The organism is Marinomonas pontica (assembly GCF_026191375.1).
Lineage (GTDB): Bacteria > Pseudomonadota > Gammaproteobacteria > Pseudomonadales > Marinomonadaceae > Marinomonas > Marinomonas pontica.
On record NZ_JAODTL010000043.1, the window covers coordinates 66,294 to 82,250 of the forward strand.

At 46.3% G+C, this 15,957-nt stretch carries 15 protein-coding genes and 1 pseudogene; 10 read left to right on the top strand and 6 right to left on the bottom strand.

From position 1 onward, the window contains the following. Nucleotides 1-230: 230 nt before the first annotated feature. The 4 genes and pseudogenes from N5P32_RS11570 to N5P32_RS18255 form a co-directional block, all read right to left on the bottom strand. Nucleotides 231-1,079, bottom strand: a complete 849-nt coding sequence (locus N5P32_RS11570) for a VWA domain-containing protein (protein WP_265729214.1) — start codon at nucleotides 1,077-1,079, stop codon at nucleotides 231-233. Continuing rightward, on the bottom strand, nucleotides 1,072-1,557 hold the full coding sequence (locus tag N5P32_RS11575; protein ID WP_265729215.1) for a DUF4381 domain-containing protein: 486 nt from the start codon (nucleotides 1,555-1,557) through the stop codon (nucleotides 1,072-1,074). Before N5P32_RS11575 ends, N5P32_RS11570 begins: the two co-directional genes overlap by 8 nt. After that, nucleotides 1,557-2,468: a DUF58 domain-containing protein gene (locus N5P32_RS11580; RefSeq protein ID WP_265729216.1), complete on the bottom strand. Its 912-nt coding sequence runs from the start codon at nucleotides 2,466-2,468 to the stop codon at nucleotides 1,557-1,559. Before N5P32_RS11580 ends, N5P32_RS11575 begins: the two co-directional genes overlap by 1 nt. Nucleotides 2,469-2,502: 34 nt before the next feature. Next, nucleotides 2,503-3,470: pseudogene (locus N5P32_RS18255) on the bottom strand (AAA family ATPase). A 129-nt stretch (nucleotides 3,471-3,599) separates the two neighbouring features. Between N5P32_RS18255 and N5P32_RS11595 the strand changes: the two are divergent. From N5P32_RS11595 to N5P32_RS11615, 5 genes are all read left to right on the top strand, one after another. Continuing rightward, the gene (locus tag N5P32_RS11595; protein WP_265729218.1) at nucleotides 3,600-3,821 is read left to right on the top strand and encodes a DUF2835 domain-containing protein; all 222 of its coding nucleotides are present in this window, start codon (nucleotides 3,600-3,602) and stop codon (nucleotides 3,819-3,821) included. Between the two features lie 111 nt (nucleotides 3,822-3,932). Beyond that, complete coding sequence (locus tag N5P32_RS11600; RefSeq protein WP_265729219.1) at nucleotides 3,933-4,973, top strand: quinone-dependent dihydroorotate dehydrogenase; 1,041 nt, start codon at nucleotides 3,933-3,935, stop codon at nucleotides 4,971-4,973. Nucleotides 4,974-5,086: 113 nt separating this feature from the next. Beyond that, nucleotides 5,087-7,258: a bifunctional 23S rRNA (guanine(2069)-N(7))-methyltransferase RlmK/23S rRNA (guanine(2445)-N(2))-methyltransferase RlmL gene (gene rlmKL / locus N5P32_RS11605; protein WP_265729220.1), complete on the top strand. Its 2,172-nt coding sequence runs from the start codon at nucleotides 5,087-5,089 to the stop codon at nucleotides 7,256-7,258. 99 nt (nucleotides 7,259-7,357) lie between these two features. Continuing rightward, a complete protein-coding gene (gene purU / locus N5P32_RS11610) occupies nucleotides 7,358-8,218 on the top strand; it encodes a formyltetrahydrofolate deformylase (RefSeq protein WP_265729221.1) in 861 nt (286 codons plus the stop codon). 189 nt (nucleotides 8,219-8,407) lie between these two features. Next, the gene (locus N5P32_RS11615) at nucleotides 8,408-8,668 is read left to right on the top strand and encodes a formyltetrahydrofolate deformylase (protein ID WP_265729222.1); all 261 of its coding nucleotides are present in this window, start codon (nucleotides 8,408-8,410) and stop codon (nucleotides 8,666-8,668) included. 124 nt (nucleotides 8,669-8,792) lie between these two features. On the opposite strand, the gene N5P32_RS11620 is transcribed toward N5P32_RS11615, so the two are convergent. Further along, complete coding sequence (locus tag N5P32_RS11620; protein WP_265729223.1) at nucleotides 8,793-9,872, bottom strand: DUF3549 family protein; 1,080 nt, start codon at nucleotides 9,870-9,872, stop codon at nucleotides 8,793-8,795. A gap of 113 nt (nucleotides 9,873-9,985) precedes the next feature. Here N5P32_RS11620 and N5P32_RS11625 point away from each other — a divergent pair, with 113 nt between their 5' ends. The 5 genes from N5P32_RS11625 (at nucleotide 9,986) to can (ending at nucleotide 14,865) form a co-directional block, all read left to right on the top strand. Beyond that, on the top strand, nucleotides 9,986-10,327 hold the full coding sequence (locus N5P32_RS11625) for a YqcC family protein (RefSeq protein ID WP_265729224.1): 342 nt from the start codon (nucleotides 9,986-9,988) through the stop codon (nucleotides 10,325-10,327). After that, nucleotides 10,324-11,193: a DUF1853 family protein gene (locus tag N5P32_RS11630; RefSeq protein ID WP_265729225.1), complete on the top strand. Its 870-nt coding sequence runs from the start codon at nucleotides 10,324-10,326 to the stop codon at nucleotides 11,191-11,193. The genes N5P32_RS11625 and N5P32_RS11630 overlap by 4 nt, the downstream gene beginning before the upstream one ends. Before the next feature lie 51 nt (nucleotides 11,194-11,244). Beyond that, complete coding sequence (locus N5P32_RS11635; RefSeq protein ID WP_265729226.1) at nucleotides 11,245-13,257, top strand: putative bifunctional diguanylate cyclase/phosphodiesterase; 2,013 nt, start codon at nucleotides 11,245-11,247, stop codon at nucleotides 13,255-13,257. Between the two features lie 125 nt (nucleotides 13,258-13,382). Further along, nucleotides 13,383-14,240: a putative RNA methyltransferase gene (locus tag N5P32_RS11640; protein WP_265729227.1), complete on the top strand. Its 858-nt coding sequence runs from the start codon at nucleotides 13,383-13,385 to the stop codon at nucleotides 14,238-14,240. Continuing rightward, nucleotides 14,233-14,865 carry a carbonate dehydratase gene (gene can, locus N5P32_RS11645; RefSeq protein WP_265729228.1) on the top strand — a complete coding sequence of 211 codons (633 nt, stop codon included), beginning with the start codon at nucleotides 14,233-14,235 and terminating at the stop codon, nucleotides 14,863-14,865. The genes N5P32_RS11640 and can overlap by 8 nt, the downstream gene beginning before the upstream one ends. A gap of 80 nt (nucleotides 14,866-14,945) precedes the next feature. Here the strand turns inward: can and N5P32_RS11650 are convergent, their stop codons facing one another. Beyond that, nucleotides 14,946-15,899, bottom strand: a complete 954-nt coding sequence (locus N5P32_RS11650; protein ID WP_265729229.1) for a LysR family transcriptional regulator — start codon at nucleotides 15,897-15,899, stop codon at nucleotides 14,946-14,948. Nucleotides 15,900-15,957: the final 58 nt, after the last annotated feature.

Sequence of the window (15,957 nt, forward strand, 5' to 3'; positions counted from 1 at the left end):
GATGGGCAACATGATCAGCCAATAAGGACGTTCAAAATGCATCAAGTCGAACAACATCATGCTTGGCCTCCTTTGCGCGTGACGTCTTTTTTGAATCTATTATTCCATGCAATGTGTTTACTACTAAGCAAGGCAAGTGCGAAAAAAACATGGAGCCAAGGCCAAGCCAATGGAATAAACTGGTCAACGGGCGTTGCCAAATGTCTTCTGTCGGTGTGGGTTCTAGCGCATCAAGAGTTTGATAGATGCTTTGTAGATCTTCGGTACTTTTGGCGCGAAAGTACTCCCCCCGTTTGTGCGGCAATGTTTTTTAGTAAGGTCTCGTCTAGGTCGCTTGATGGATTGATCGCTTTAGGGCCAAAAAAACTTTGCACCACCATGCTGTCCGCACCGATGCCAATGGTGTGAATTTTTACATTCTGTGAGGCAGCGAATGAAGCTGCTTGTTGCGGTTGAACCCGGCCAGCAGTGTTAGCACCGTCTGTCATTAGGATAAGCACCTTTTTGTCAGACGGTTTGTCTTCTAGTCTTTTTATGCCCAATCCAATCGCGTCGCCAATGGCGGTTTGTTCGCCAGCAAAGCCAATTTGGGTTTCTTGGACCAGCTGATTAATGGTCTTTGTGTCAAAGCTGAGCGGAGCTTGAAGATAGGCTTTGGAGCCAAAAACAATGATGCCAATGCGGTCACCTCGGCGAGCTTGAATAAAATCGGATAGAACAGACTTTGCCGCTTCCAAACGGTTGGCGGGTTGATCATTGAGCGCCATGTCACTGACTTGCATGCTGCCAGATAAATCGAGAGCGATCAGTAAATCGCGTCCCGATGGTGTTACTTTGGTCGGCTCACCCAGCCAAACAGGTTGAGAAATGGCCAAAACCAGTAATGCCCAAGACAACAAAAGACAGACGTAGTGAGGTGTTGGTCTTTTTGCTGCTGTTGAACGGTCATGCTTACTCAGCAGCTCGGTACTGCTTCCCCACCAGATGCCATCGCCTCTGGGCTTGGTCTGTGGCAAAAAATACATAATAAAAGGCAAGGGTAAAAGTAAAAGAAACCAAGGCCAAGATAGCTCAAGCATGATGCGTCCTTATCCAGTAGCAAGTGGTTTTGATCATGGTGAGTCGTTGCTCTTGAGTGAGATCTATGTGGCTTCGATAAGGGCCATCAACAAAATCGCTTCCAAGTGATGAAAACTGGCGCTTTTTAGGCATGGATTGGTCTAATTGTTCCAACAGGGTTTTGCTGGGAAGTGCGGCGGTTTCGCGTCGTCCTTCACTGATCAAACAGCGTCGCAGCACTTCATGGCACAGCAGAATACAGTCTTTGTCACTGAGTGAGCTGGATGTGTGAGTAATGACAGACAACGCTTCACGTCGATAGCCGCGTTTTTGATGACGGCGGAACCATAAAACAAGCAGAGCAATGATGATGAGAAAAAGGGCCGCGACCAGTAGCCATGTCCACCACACTGGAGGCCACATAGGAACTGCCTGCGGCAGCATATACGCTTTGTGCGGCAAGTCCATCGCTTGTTGCGCTGTGTTTGCAGTCGGCATCAGTGTAGCGCTCCTTGAGACAGTAAGTAGCGAGCGATTTTATCGGGTGACTCAGTGAGATCAAACGCTTGATATCGAATGCCCAGTGAAGACAGTTTTTTGCGCATCTGGGTGTTTTGCGAAAAAAAAGAGTCTTTAGCGCGTTGCATACTCTGTTTGCTAATGGTGACTTGCTTTACGCCCGTTTCATCGGCCATTTGATATTGGCCAGGGGGTAAATTAAAGGCATTGCTGTCGATGATTTGAATCCAGTGAACGCTATTGTGTTGTGCGAGTTGCATTAAAGCACTTTCTTCACTGTCGTCCCAGTATTGTTTGTCGGTCAATATGATCACGTCTTTATTGTGTGTTTTATGTGTCAGTAGGGTGTTTGACCAAACGCTGTTGTTATTGTTTGGGTGATTACGATTGTGGATGTAAGACGCATTTTTTAACTGTGTCAGCAGGGTTGGCAAGGTGTTCGATCGGTTGCTTGCGTGGTCTTCTTTGCCAAAGGTTAATCGATACGACAAAGTATCGCCTTGTTGTTTGGCGCGCCACGCAATAAGACCTGCGAGCTGAATAAGCCGTGTCGATATAAACGTATGACGAGTGCCAAAATACGCGCTATTTGATAAGTCCATTAGCAATAGTCGCTGATGATCGTTTTCTTGCGCGTACAGCCGCGTGTGTGCCTGCCCAGTTCGAGCGGTGACTCGCCAATCTATGTGTCTTAAATCATCACTGGCTTGATAAGCGCGCAGTTCCAGCATTTCCATGCCATGTCCCTTTTGGCGCGAACGACGCTCACCGGTTTGAGAGGCGAAGCGAATCGCTTTGGGCGCTCGTCCTAGGTGCTTAGCGTAATGACCTAACAGAGCGAAATGGGCATCATCTAGCTCAGGCGAAACGGGAGATAATAATGGACTCATGGTACTCAGAAGCCTTGTAATGCAATGCTTTGAATTAAAGGGCGGGAACGTGGCTGATCAACCGCTTGAGCAAATCGTCAACTGACAGCCCAGCCGCTTGCGCTTCAAAAGTGGTAATAACGCGATGGCGTAATACCGGCAGCGCAATGTGGCGGACATCGTCTGGTGTGACAAAATCTCGACCATTTAATAGGGCATTTGCCCGAGCGCAGCGGTCTAACGCGAGTGTGCCACGAGGACTGGCGCCAAACTCAATCAAGTGACTTCCTTTACCTGCGTCTCCAAGATAAAGCTCAGGCTGTCGTGTTGCCATGACCAATTGCACGATATATTGCTCGACGCTTTCGGACATATACAAGGCCAAGGCGTTTTGTTGCAGCTTAAGAATGTCAGAGGGTGTGCAAATGGGTTGTGGTTTGCTGGATGCGGTTTTATGTAAGTCTTGCTGGCGCACTAATCTTAATACGTCCAATTCACTTGCGGCGCTTGGGTAACCAAGATTGATCTTCATCATGAAGCGATCAAGCTGCGCTTCCGGTAGAGGGTAAGTGCCTTCTTGTTCGATAGGGTTCTGTGTTGCAATGACAAAAAAAGATCAGACAGCGCATAGCTGTGGTTGCCGACTGTGACTTGTCTTTCGCCCATGGCTTCAAGCAATGCCGACTGCACTTTGGCTGGTGCGCGGTTGATTTCATCGGCCAACACAATGTCGTTCATGATGGGGCCGGGGATAAAGCTAAACTGCCCCGTTTCTTGTTGGTAAATGTCAGAACCGGTGACGTCACCAGGGAGTAAATCCGGCGTAAACTGAATGCGTTGAAAGCGACTGTCGATGGCGCTGGCGAGCGCTTTGGCGGCGGTGGTTTTGGCGATACCTGGAGGGCCTTCTAGAAGAACATGGCCATTGGCGATTAAAGCGACGAGTAATTCATGAGTGAGTTCGGGTTGGCCGACAACGGCGCGATTTAGGTGGTCTTTTAATTGCTCAATTACAGTTACCATCGAACCTAGGTTCCTTATACTTCTGTCAAAAAAAGTGTCAACGCAATATAATAGTCTTCATCTTATCGGATTCAAATCTTTACGCACAGAGCGTTCTCTGTAAGGGTAATGTAAGTACAGGACACGAAAATGGCAAAAATTGTATTAAATGTGGCTTTGCCCGCGTTTAAATATGAGGCTATGTATGCGGGAGCCGCTAAAAACCTAGTGGCGAGCAGCCTAGATGGACGTAAAGTTCAGTTGCCCTTAACGGCTTTTCAGCGATTTGTTACCCATCAAGGCATCCACGGATTGTTTGAAGTCGAGTTTGATGACAAGAATAAATTGATCGCTGTGACTAAACTGACATAGCGTTCGTTTGGAAGACACGCATTAAATAGCACAAATCAGATTGAAAATTAGATAAATAGCACAGCTCAGCGAAAGCATTCACCAGACTTTAATAGCCTAGGAGCCCTAACAATGTACCAACTTGCTCGCTCGTTACTTTTTAAACTAGACCCAGAAGTATCCCACGAATTGTCTTTGGATCTTCTCGCAGCAAGCAGCCGATTGGGCTTAAATAAATTTCTAGGCGGATTGCCGTCCACGAAGCCAGTGGATGTGATGGGCATACGTTTTCCCAACGCAGTAGGTTTGGCGGCGGGGTTGGATAAAAATGCCGATGCGTTTGAAGCATTAGGTGCACTGGGTTTTGGTTTTGTGGAAGTGGGCACGGTAACGCCTAAAGGCCAAGCTGGTAACCCTAAGCCACGTTTGTTTCGTTTGCCAGAACATAACGCCATCATCAATCGCATGGGGTTTAACAACAAAGGCGTTGATCATCTTGTATCGCGCATAAAATCCCATCGTTATCCTGGTGTTTTGGGCGTGAACATCGGCAAAAACCTAACAACATCCGTAGAAGACGCCGCCGCCGATTATTTGGCGTGTCTAACACAAGTCATTCCTTATGCCGATTACATTACTGCCAACATCAGCTCACCGAACACGCCGGGGCTGCGCAGTTTGCAATTTGGCGACAGCCTAGCGCAACTGATAGCGCCGTTGACAGAGGCTCGTGATCGATACGAAGCAGAGCATGGTAAGCGCGTACCTTTAGCGGTGAAAATTGCGCCTGATATGACCGATGACGAAATTAAAATGGTGGCCGACACATTGGTTGACCAAAGGGTTGATGGCATTATTGCCACAAACACCACCTTGTCACGCGATGCGGTGGCGGGACACAAGTTTGAAAAAGAAGCGGGTGGCCTAAGTGGTGCACCTGTTCGCGATGCGTCAACGCACGTTGTTCGTGTATTGGCGGAGCACCTAAAAGATACGTTGCCGATTATTGGTGTGGGCGGTATTTCCAGCGGTTCCGACGCCGTCGAAAAACTGCAAGCCGGAGCCCGTTTGGTGCAAATTTATTCTGGCTTTATTTACCAAGGTCCAGAATTAGTTAAAGAAGCCATTGCCAGCACAGACGCGTATTACCGAGAACGAGAATTGGGCATTTAATTCCTAACCACAACCCTAATGTGGCATAGCGCATTTTGTAAAAAGCAGGCCGAGACAAATCTCACCTGCTTTTTACCTTGAATATTCATTGAAATCTAAAAAAGTACTTAAAAATGAGCACGATATTACAGACAACTGATTCAGCAAGTCAGGTTTACGCACTAGAGATAACCTGTCCTCTTGGATTGGAAAATGTCTTGGAAAAAGAGTTGCACGCCGAAGGCTTGACGCAAACTCGATTGGGCGAAGCACAAGTAAAGCTAACAACAGACTTAGAAGGCATGTACAAAGCCTGCCTTTGGTCGCGTGTTGCAACTCGCGTGATGTTGCCCATCGCCAATTTCAAAATGGAATCGGCTGACGATTTATACGATGGTGTAAAAGCGATTCAATGGTCTGACCACATGAAGGTCACAAACACCATGGCGATTGACTGCCACGGCACCAACCACCATATTCGTAATACGCAATTTGGTGCGGTTCGTGCGAAAGACGCGATTGCCGATTATTTTGTCGCCCTAACGGGTGAGCGCCCTAACGTCGAAAAAGAGCAGCCAGAAGTGCGCATCGCGTTACGCATTAAGCGTGATGTGGTTACCGTGAGCATCGATTTATCTGGTGAAAGTATGCACCGCCGCGGTTATCGCCAGCATGGTGGTATGGCTCCTCTTAAAGAAAATTTAGCCGCTGGACTTTTGTTGCGGGCAGGCTGGGGAACGGATTGTGGCTTGACGCAATTAATTGATCCTATGTGTGGTTCTGGTACTTTTCTCGTTGAAGCAGCGATGATGTCTTTGGATATCGCGCCGGGCTTACGTCGTCCATATTGGGGGTTCAAAGGCTGGAAACAACACGATCATCGTATGTGGCAACAGCTGATGGATTTCGCTAAAAATCGTAAAAAAGATCCTACGACCTTGGGTATTCGATTCCAAGGTACGGACCGAGAACAAAAAGCCATCGCGGCCGCGCGTGAAAACATCAAGCGCGCAGGACTATCTGGTGTGATTGATGTGACTATGACGTCTTTCCAAGAGCATGAGTTTGACATTACGCCAGAGATGCCCGGTTTGGTGATTACTAACCCGCCATACGGTGAGCGTATTGGTGACGAAATGGCTTTGATTGCCTTGTATCGTCAATTAGGTGAATGGGTGGTGAATAATGTGCGTGGTTGGCAGTTTATGATGCTGACCAGTAATGACCATTTGGCGCGTCAAATCCCTGTTCGTCCAGAGAAAAGTACACGAGTGATTAACGGTGGCATTGAATGTCGCGCTTACCGATTCCCCTTGTTGGACGGCAGTATTAAAGAAGACGTGGTCGCGCAAGCGGCGATGACACCGGGTGCGCAAATGTTCGCCAACCGTCTACAAAAGAATGCCAAAAAACTAAAAAAATGGGTCGAGAAGAATAAAATCCAATGTTACCGCGTGTACGACGCAGATATGCCAGAATACGCGGTTGCCATCGATATTTATCAGGATTGGGCGCACGTTCAAGAATACCAAGCGCCTAAAAGTGTCGATCCAGAAAAAGCCAAACAGCGTTTGTTTGAAGTCATGTCTGCGATTCCAACGGCATTGAATATTTCAGAATCTAATGTGATCTTGAAACAACGTCAAAGACAGACGGGCAAAGAGCAATACGAAAAATTTGATCAGACGAAACACGAAATGATCGTTGAAGAATACGGCTGCGACTTCATCGTGAATCTAAAAGATTATTTGGACACTGGCTTGTTCCTTGACCACCGTCCTGTACGTAAATTGATTCAAGACAAAGCCAATGGCGCACGATTCCTAAACTTGTTCTGCTACACGGCAACCGCGTCAGTCCATGCCGGCCAAGGCGGTGCTCGCAGCTCTTTAAGTGTCGATATGTCGAACACGTACACAGAGTGGGCGCGTCGTAACATCGAGTTGAACGAGTTCTCGGATTTGCATCATCAGGTAGAGCGTGCTGATTGTATTGAATGGCTAAAACAAAGCCGCGATAAATTTGACTTAATCTTTATGGACCCTCCGACGTTCTCGAATTCGAAAAAAATGGCGGATGTGTTGGACATTCAGCGTGATCACGGTGAATTGGTTCGTTTGGCAATGGCAAGACTGGCGAGAGGCGGGGAGCTGATTTTCTCCAATAACTATCGTCGTTTTGTATTGGATGAAGCGTTAGAGCAAGAATACGATGTGAAAAACATCACTCGTGAAACACTCGATCCAGATTTTGATCGTAACGACAAAATTCATCAGTGTTACATTATTAAGAATAAGTCAGCATAAGTGAGTGAAATCAGTATAATTTGCTGACGTTTTATTCAGGCTAAGCGTGTCGCTTCGCCTTTTTATTTTTAAGCGTTTTTAAGGTTTATAAGTTTTACTATGAGAAAGAAAACATTTCGACTTGTGATTAGTTGTCCCGACAGAGTGGGGATTGTAGCGGCGGTGAGTCAGTTCTTAAACGAACGCAAAGGCTCGATTATCGAAGCGAGTCATCATACGGATTTAGAGCAAAAATGGTTTTTCATGCGTCACGACATTGACGCAGAAAGCCTGAATATTGACGTCGAAACATTCCGCCAAGAATTCGCGCCAATCGCAGAAGAGTTCAACATGCGTTGGTATGTGAAAGACAGCGAAGACCGTCCGAAAGTAGTGTTGTTGGCGACCAAAGAATCCCATTGTCTAAACGACATTATGCATCGCTGGCACACGGGCGAACTGAATTGTGAAATCGTAGGGGTTATCGCGAACCACGAAGACCTGCGTTCTATGGTTGAATGGTACAAAATTCCATACTTCTGCATCCCGGTGCCGAAAGAAAACAAAATGCCAGCGTTTCAAGAGATTGAAGCCTGCATTGATCAGTCTGGTGCTGACACCATTGTACTGGCGCGCTACATGCAGATCTTCCCTGAATACTTGTGCGAAAAATACCGTCACAAAGTAATCAACATTCACCACAGCTTCTTGCCTTCTTTCATCGGTGCTAAGCCTTACCATCAGGCCGCTGTTCGTGGTGTGAAGTTGATTGGTGCAACCTGTCACTATGTGACGGCCGATTTGGATGCTGGTCCGATTATCGAGCAAGACGTGATTCGTGTTCGTCACAGCCACGCAGCAGAAGACATGGTTCGTCTTGGTAAAGACATTGAGAAATTGGTGCTGTCTCGTGGTTTACGCTATCACTTAGAAGATCGTGTCTTGGTGCATGGTAATAAGACCGTAGTGTTTGCTGAGTAACCAGCTCATAGTAAGACAGTGAAAAGGAAGGCGTGATGCCTTCCCTTTTTTTAGGTGTTTGTTTGGCATTTTTTTATCTTTTTGTAATCTTAGTGCTGCAAAATTTTCGTTATTGGAAAAAGAGTCTATATTCTATAGTTATGTGTACGATAAATGATCAATTTAAGAGACGGCAAGGTGAGGTGAATTATGAAACTCAAATTAACGCCAACTCAAAACTTGTGCGTTGGGTATTTGGAGTCGGGGTTTAAGCTAATCCAATTAGACGAACAGTTTTACTTTATCAAAGGCGAGCGTCGACAAAAAGTGTTGCCAAAAACACTGGATGCGCTGGTTAATCGTGGCGCATTGGCTCACAACGAGCAAGGCGACTACATGCTGAGCGATGAATTTGTCGAGCACCGCAAACGAATGCGTCAAACCAACGAGCCGAAACAGACTCGTCATTGACAAAGTATCTACGACTACCTTGGCCCCATTTTTTCTACTCAGGTAAATGGGGCCTTTTTTATGGCGTCTTATATTGTAAACGCCACAGACTCTGATCCTTCTGTTTCTCTTCTTTCCTAATGACTCACTGTACCGATCTTGGCGTTTGCGTGAATAGGTGACTGACTGCTTGCGCCAGTATTGGGCTGGCGTGTCCACTGCGAAGCAATGTCCAAAGCGGTTGTTTGGTTTCTGGGTGTTGGCTGAGTTCGGCGGCGATTTGTTTGAAGGCTATGTAGCCGTCTTCTCGATGTGCCAATTTTTCCATGATGATGCGCAGCAATTGAGGGTTTTGAGCCAACCAATGTGGGCATTTCGCCGCCAAAGCGGCGATGGCATGAAGGTCATCGTCTTTGCATTCTGTCAGGCTGCCCAATAATCCAAACAAGGGTAGTAAAAGTCGGTCGTCTAGGTTTGCTCTGGAAAGGGCGCGCAGATAGCTTGCTTGTAACAAAGGTTCTTGTTCTGTTTGCAGCTTTTCAATCAGGGTGTCTTGTAGGGCTTCCGGTAAATTTTCGTGTTCCAGTGCATGGCATAACGCGCTAACAACAGGGTTGGCCGCATGGCGAATGGCATTGTTAATGAGTGCGCTATAGTGGCTGTCGTGCGCTTGGGTGGCCAATTCGGCTATGCCTTGTAACCCCAATGTTTGCCAGCTTTCATCTTGTTCTAGGTCGCTAGAAGAGAGGTATTTCACCACGGCATCGAAGTAATGAGAGGGTGTTTGGCGTAGGTCTTTGCCCAATATAGCATGCAGGCTGGCCATGCGTTCTTGGTCAGGTTTGAAAGCGTAAGGGCTGTCTTCTAGCGCTTCAGATAAACCAGCTTCTTCGCCTTTGCGCAGTATTTTATCGACGATGCTTTTGATGAAGTGATCACGAGTGCCGAGGTTTAGGCAGCCAGCTTCGTCTAAGGGCATTTTGATGAACCAGATTACGCTTTGCTCAGCGGCTTTATCGCTGTTTTGAGTTTGAGCGTTTTTCATTTTTAGTAGGCAAGCAAGCCAAGCGTGTTGACGAAATGGAAAGGGGTAGGCTTGCTGTTTGCGATCGAATTGGATCGCCTGTTGTGGGGTGATTTTGGTGATGTGACGACCGAGGTCGTAATAGTTTACATCACAGCCAACCATGTCGAATAAGTCTGCTAAAGATTCTATTTTGTTCATACTAAAGTTTGGGCTCATGCTGCCGATACAGGTTCAAATGAAGTGCTATCGGTAGGCTTTCATGTGTGAATTAAAGATGCGCTATCTTACCGTTTTTCATAGGAGAAATCAGGTTGAAAAAAACCTTTTCTGCCCATCATGTATTGGCGGATTTACTGATGGACTTGCAAATGGCAATGCAAGACGGTGGTGTTTGGGAATGCGAGACTCCTTCTGAACTAGCCCAGCAAAGCTCAGAACCTTTTTGTGTGGACACCATGGCGTTTGAGCAATGGTTGCGGTTTGTGATGATTGAGCGTTTTAAAAGCATGTTGGAAACGGGGGAGGCGTTGCCGGTGCGTTGTCATATTTCGCCGATGGCGGAAGATGCGTTTAAAGGACTGCCGGCCAATAAAGTAAGCCAAATTGTGGTGTGTTTAAATCGCATCGATCAGCATTTAAGCGGTGCGTTGTGACCTCACTGTCTCAGCGAGTTCAGCATCCTTTGGTTAGGGATCTTGCGTGGCTGGTGGAGGGACATTATATCGAGCGTGATTTTGCGTTGGAAACCTATTGGTTGCCAGATGTGACGGAGCGTGTGTTGGCTCTGGATCAACAGCCATCGTCTTTAGTTGAAGCCATGGCAGCGTGTAAATCGCATTTTCTTGGCAGTTATTTTGAGACGTTGTTTTCGTATGCTATCCGTCATTTGTCGATGCTAACGATTCATCTGGAGCATGTTCAGATTGTCGGCCAAGGCAAAACCTTGGGCGAGGTGGACATGTTGGTGGAAACGCCTGCCGGTGACCTACACCAGTTTGAAATTGCCATTAAGTTTTATTTAGAACGACAGGATTTGTACCCGAATCATTGGATTGGGCCAAATAAAAACGACAGTCTGCTTAAAAAAGTCACAAGAGCCAGAGACCATCAGTTACAAATTTTGCAAACGGAAGAAGGCGTCAGTGCCATTGCGGATGTGGCAAAAGGTCGTGTGCCGCATTCGAATTTATTGATTTTTGGTCGGCTTTATAAGCCTTTAGGCAATAGCCAAGATGGGGGCGAGTGGTTAACGCAAACAGAGTTTGGTGGTTGGGTTCGAGAATCTGAGGCGGCGACGTTGACGGCACAATTTTCGAAGTTTTTAATCTTACAAAAGCCGCATTGGCTGGCTTTTCCAAATGATAATGTGAATTTTTCTTTCAATTTGACGCAATCTGCCTACAATCTCGTAGGTAAAATCCTACATGACTCTCGACCTGAGCATGTTTTTTTATGGTCTTCTTCTGAACAGGAAGAAGCAATAAACAAGCATGTTTTTATTGTGCCTGATTTGTGGTGATGGTTTGACGACCCTTTAGTATGCAAAATGTATTGTAGTAGAACTTAGTAGATGACAGATTTATCGACACTGGTGCATGACAAAATGCCGTTGGCTGCTTGGATTATTGATATAGAGCGCTCAAGTGTGCCTTGGTGTAATGACGCGGCCGCTGAGTTGCTGACAGATTCTTTGAGCGATATAAAGTCAGGCCAACGTTTGATTTCAGAGGCGCTGCAAAAGCGCTTGTCTGTTTACATCGACGCGTTGTCGTTGGGCGATGCTTTGCCGTTTAAATGGCCTTATCTTGCGAAAGACGGTACACAATACACGGTCAGTGGTTCTGTGATTGCATTAGGGGAAGGGCGTCGAGGTTTGTCGGTTGAAGCGCACCCTGTGTCCGTTCTATTCAAACCTACTCCTGCCGTGATGGGCAACATGTTACCAGCGCAAGCGATCACCGCCAGCAGGTTACCTACCCAATTCAAAAGCCTTTCTGTTGCCGCTTTTGATCCTAATGGCGTTTATTTGGAAGCAAGCGACCGCTTTGGCGAACTGTTTGGCGATATTCAACATATTCGAGATCTATTTGCTGTGTCTGGTGCGGCCAATAGTTTTATGCGACGTTTAGAACTGAAAGAGTTGCTTTCCCAAGAAATCCGTTTGTCCAGTAAAAAAGGCGTTCGTTGGCATAAGATTGAAGTCTCTTATCATCCTTTAACAAATGACATTTACTTACTGACCCATGATATTCAAGAAGAACGAGATCATGACGTCGCGCTGTACCGTCTAAATAATTACGACAGCCTGACTCAATTGCCAAATCGCAATTTGCTGTACCAGCAGTTAGAAAGTGCGTTGGTCAATGCACGCAAGCGCCAGCGACATTTTGGTATTTTGTACCTGGATTTGGACGGTTTTAAAGTGATCAATGATAACTTTGGTCATCGTGTGGGTGACGAACTTATCCAACGTGTTGCTGAGCGCATTAAAACCTGTATTCCTTCACGAGCCTGTTTGTATCGCTTGGGTGGGGATGAGTTTGTGGTTGTATTGGAAAACACCGATTCCATTGATGAGCTGGAAGACATTGCAAAGGGCATTATGCAAAATGCCAGCGATACGTATCCGGTGGCCAAAATGGAAATGATGATTACTGCCAGTATTGGTATTGCGAGTTACCCTCAGCACGCGGATGACATTGATAATTTGCTCAAAAATGCCGATGCGGCGATGTACCGTGCGAAGTCCACGGGCCATAACATGTATTTTGTCTACGAAAATGACATGGCAGATAACATTGATGCTCACCTTACTTTGGGTGGTGGACTCAGAAAGGCCATTGAGGAAGAGCAGTTCATTCTGCATTACCAACCTAAGATTCGTCTGTGTGATGAAGTGGTGGTGGGAGCGGAGGCTTTGATCCGTTGGATTCACCCTGAATTGGGGATGATCAGTCCTGATCAATTTATACCTTTAGCAGAAGAAAGCGGTTTGATTCTACCGCTAGGCGAGTGGGTGATTCGACGAGCCTGCCGACAATTACAAGAATGGCGAGAAGCGGGATTTGCGCCGATAAAACTGTCGGTGAATTTGTCCAGCCGACAATTTATGCAGGCTGATCTGGTTGATATGGTGGAACGTGTGTTGGAAGAGACGGGTGTCGATTCTGAATACTTTGAACTTGAGTTAACCGAGAGCATGTTGATGGCGGATGCGCAACAATCTATCGATAAATTGCATGGTTTTCGAAAGCTGGGCTTAACCTTGTCTATTGATGATTTTGGGACAGGGTATTCATCGTTGGCCTATCTGAAAAAATTCCCGATTCAAACGTTAAAGATCGACCGATCATTTATTCATGACTTGGGCTTGGATTGCGATAACGATGCCATCGTTAAGGCCACTATTGCCATGGCCAACAGCTTGAATCTGAAAGTGATTGCCGAAGGGGTTGAAACACGCTCACAAGTGGATGCATTAAACGGCTATGCTTGCGAAGAGGTGCAAGGGTATCTGTTTTCTCGACCTTTATGTGGTGATGACTTTCTGTCCTATGTGAACGGACGCAGCGCCATCGTTTGACCGCTAAAGATAAAATACGCCATCAAATTAAGAAAGCATTATGGCTTTGGCATTTTTGATGTCTTGCGTGTTTGGAATAGGTTATCCTTTTCCTCACGCGAAAATTATTAAACGATGGGAACACTGTGTCGACGCTTGAAAACCTTTCTTGTCCGATAGACTCCACACCGCTAAGCCTTGTTGAACGAAGCTTAAAGTGCGATCAAGGACATACATTCGATCTGGCCAAATCCGGCTATGTAAATCTTCTTCCAGTACAAAATAAGCGTTCTAAAGACCCTGGCGATAGCAAAGAGATGGTGGCATCGCGGCAAGCTTTTCTGTCGCAGCAACATTATTTTCCCATTGTGAGTGCGATTTTATCTTCTTGGCCGGAACGTCATTTATACGACGGCGTGCGTATTCTCGATGCTGGGTGCGGTGAAGGCTATTATCTTGATGAAATTGGTAAGGCTTTGATGGTGCAAGAGACGAGTGTCGAGCGCACTGGGCTTGATATTTCAAAGTGGGCAATAGCGGCCGCGAGCAAACGAGATAAATCGGTCAGTTGGTTGGTGGGCAGCAACGCCAGCTTACCTGTGCCAGATTCACGTTTTGATGCTGTATTGTGTTTATTTGGCTTTCCTGTTTTTAGCGAGTTTTCTCGAGTATTAAGCGACGACGGTTTACTGCTTCTGGTTGAATCGGGTCCAGATCACCTAATCGAGCTGAGAAGAATATTGTATCCGACTATTCATGAGTACAAACCGACGTTTGCTGACGGTGTGGCGGGATTTGAACTGGTGCAGGAAAAAGCGGAAACCTTTTCATTTACTCTTGGTTCTCAGGAAGACATACAGAATTTATTGAGCATGACGCCTCATATGCATAAAGCGTCTTATGACGGCCGTGAGGCTCTAAAGCAACTCAATACTATCATTTTAACCGCGGACATTAAGCTTCGCTGGTATCACAAAAAGGCTAAGGAAGTGAATCATGTCTAACTATTTAGATGAACTTTTCAATAAAAACAGAGAGTGGGCCGCCAAAGTGACGGCGGAAGATCCAGAATTTTTTTCCACCTTATCTAAGCAACAACAGCCTGAATATCTTTGGATTGGGTGTGCCGATAGCCGTGTTCCAGCAAACCAGATTGTGGATCTTTTGCCAGGTGAAGTCTTTGTTCACCGTAATATTGCCAACGTTGTGGTACACACCGATTTGAATTGTTTGTCTGTTATCCAGTTCGCGGTGGATGTACTGAAAGTCAAACACATTATGGTTGTTGGTCACTATGGCTGTGGTGGTATCAAAGCGGCTATGGGCAACGAAGAGCACGGTATGATAGACAACTGGCTACGTCATATTAAGGACGTGTATCGTTTGCATAAAGACGAACTGGATGCCATTAGCGACGAACACACACGCTTTGATCGCATGTGTGAGTTGAATGTGGTTGAACAGGTGGCGAACGTTTGTCAGAGCAGCATTGTTCAAAATGCATGGAAAACGGGCCAAGAGTTACACGTTCATGGTTGGTGCTACAGTATTGATAATGGGCACATTACCGATCTGAAAAGAACCGTGTCGAATGCTGAAGAATCCGCTGAACAAATGCTAAACATGTAATGCGTGCTAGTGAGTAAAAGATAACACATAAAAAAACGAGCAAATTTGCTCGTTTTTTATGTTTGAATGACGCAGGTGAATTACAGGTTGTTGTTTTCTGCAATGGTTTTTGCGCAGCCCGCAATCGTTGATCTTAGCCAGATGTGGCCAGGATCGTGTTGAAGCAATGGGCTCCAGAGCATTTTTAGTTCAACCGGCGGAATATCGAACGGCGGTGGAATCACGACAACGTTGGGGTTGTTCTTCATTAGGCGAGTGGCCAACGAAGGCAGTGTCGCGATCAATCCGAGCTGCTCTGTGGCGCGCATGGCAACGTTGTAATTACGAGTAAATAAACGGATATTTCGCTTAAAACCAAGGTCAGCCAATGATCCGTCAACCCAGCCTAGCTTTTGCACTTCTTCTGGCTGAATGCCCACACCCACACCAAAGCCGGTCTTACTGACCCACACATGTGGAGACTCTAGGTACGTCTCTAATGAAAAGTTCTTCGCGATGTCTGAATCCGCAGGCACCAAACAAGAGAAATGGTCGACCCAAACGGATTTCTGATGAAACGACTGAGGCAAAGTGTCAAATCGGTTGATAACCAGATCCACTTTACCCTTTTCCACATCATGAAAGCTCACATCGCTGGGGTTCATAACGTCTAAAATGACGTTGGGAGCTTCATCTTGTAGCTTTTTCATCAGCGGGGGGATGAGGGTGGCTTCCGCGTAGTCGCTGGCCATAATACGAAAAACACGGGAGCTGGATTCTGCTTCGAAACTTTGCCCTAGGTGCAATACTTCATCGACCGATTGTAAAATGCTCTGTACGCGTGGTTGCAGCTGTATTGCTAAAGCGGTTGGCATCATGCCATCACTGGTTCTGACGAGTAATGGGTCATGAAATAGATCTCGTAAACGTCGTAAACCGTTGCTCATTGCGGGTTGGGTGATACCCAGCTGATTGGCGGCGTGGGTCACATTTTGCTCCCGTAATAAGGAGTCTAAATAACGAAGTAAATTGAGATCTATTTTGTCTAACTGCATAAAGAAAGAGGCTCGCGTCCACTAACGTAGGGGGCTGCATCATACTTCATTTTGACAA